Raw genomic sequence first — 1,956 nt, 5'->3', positions numbered from 1 at the left:
AAGCTTTTTCTAAATCAGTTGCTACATTTAGTGTCTTTACTCCATCACTAAACGGAACGAGAATTCGCTTGTACTGATCTTTTTGCTGTTCATAGACATTTTTAATGACCGGATAAGCAATTTCCGCATTTCGAATCATACGCTCCTGATAATTCTTGTAGGCCGCTTTGTAAACAATTCCGGCAACCTCAAGTGTGTCTTTTTTCTCAAACTCTTGAGTAACAGGTGCGCTAATAGAAAAATAACGAATGAGTTCAAATTCAAAGTTTTTAAAATCTTGCGCCAGTTTGTTGGAATCTGCAATTACCTCAGAAGTGTCATAAATCATATTTGCGATGTCTACTCGAAGTCGTTCTCCAAACAAAGCATGATATCTACGTTTATAAATCACTTCCCGCTGGGCGTTCATAACATCATCATATTCCAAAAGACGCTTTCTGATTCCAAAGTTGTTTTCCTCTACTTTTTTCTGAGCGCGTTCTATCGATTTAGAAATCATGGAGTGTTGTATTACCTCTCCTTCTTTCAAGCCCATACGGTCCATCAATTTGGCAATGCGGTCACTTCCAAATAAACGCATCAAATTATCTTCCAGTGATACATAAAACTGTGAACTACCCGGGTCTCCCTGACGGCCACTACGCCCGCGCAACTGTCGGTCAACACGACGGGAGTCGTGACGTTCTGTACCTATTATAGCTAGACCTCCCGCTTTTTTAACTTCTTCTGAAAGCTTGATGTCGGTTCCACGACCTGCCATGTTTGTAGCGATGGTAACCACTCCTGCGTGACCGGCTTCTTCTACAATCTGCGCCTCTTTTTTATGGAGTTTGGCATTCAACACATTGTGTTTTATTTTTCTAATGGCCAGCATTTTGCTCAACAATTCAGAAATATCAACAGAAGTGGTACCAATAAGTACCGGTCTTCCAGCGTTTGAAAGTTCAACGACTTCTTCGATTACGGCGTTATATTTCTCACGTTTAGTTTTATAAATCTTATCCTGACGGTCATCGCGTGCAATCGGTCTGTTAGTAGGGATTTCAACAACATCCAATTTATAAATTTCCCAAAGTTCACCGGCTTCAGTTACCGCGGTACCGGTCATACCGGCCAGTTTGCGATACATTCTAAAATAGTTTTGCAACGTGATGGTGGCAAAGGTTTGGGTAAGTGCTTCAATTTTCACATTCTCTTTAGCCTCAATTGCCTGGTGTAAGCCATCACTGTAACGCCGGCCTTCCATAATTCGTCCGGTTTGCTCATCGACAATCATCACTTTATTGTCCATTACCACATACTGGGTGTCTTTTTCAAAAAGTGCATACGCTTTGAGTAGTTGATTCATGGTGTGGATTCGTTCACTTTTCACTGAAAACTCTCTAAATAATTCCTCTTTGGCTTTAGCTTCTTCATCTTTTGAAAGTTCTTTGGCTTCAATGTTGGCAATCTCCAATCCAATTTCGGGCATGACAAAAAATTCAGGGTCTTTTTCACCTGAAAGAAATTCTACTCCTTTATCAGAAAGTTCAATCTGGTTATTTTTTTCATCGATCACAAAATACAACTCAGCATCCACCTTTGGCATTTCTTTGTTGTTGTCAAGCATATAGTGATTCTCAGTTTTCTGAAGGATTTGTTTGATTCCCTCTTCCGAAAGGTATTTTATCAGGGCTTTGTTTTTGGGCAAACCTCTGTAAACTCGTAGTAATTTTAGACCACCTTCTTTAGTGTTTCCTTCAGCAATAAGTTTTTTGGCTTCTGCAAGAACCCCTGTTAAATATTTTCGTTGTATTTCCACTAACTCATTGATTTGTGGCTTTAACTCAGTGAATTCGTGACGATCTCCCTCCGGAACGGGCCCAGATATGATTAATGGGGTACGAGCATCATCAATCAAAACAGAATCTACCTCATCAACAACGCACCGCAGAACAGGTTGCCAATGTGGCTCGT

The 1,956-nt window shown here is 40.4% G+C and carries 1 pseudogene; it reads right to left on the bottom strand.

The features are described 5' to 3' along the window. Nucleotides 1-1,956 (bottom strand): annotated as a pseudogene (gene secA, locus AACY61_RS13045) (preprotein translocase subunit SecA); the annotation flags it as partial.

Origin of the sequence: uncultured Planktosalinus sp. (assembly GCF_963973675.1) — a bacterium.
Classification (GTDB): Bacteria; Bacteroidota; Bacteroidia; order Flavobacteriales; family Flavobacteriaceae; genus Planktosalinus.
The sequence above is the reverse complement of the archived record's forward strand: the minus strand, read 5'-3'. Positions and strand labels throughout refer to the sequence as shown.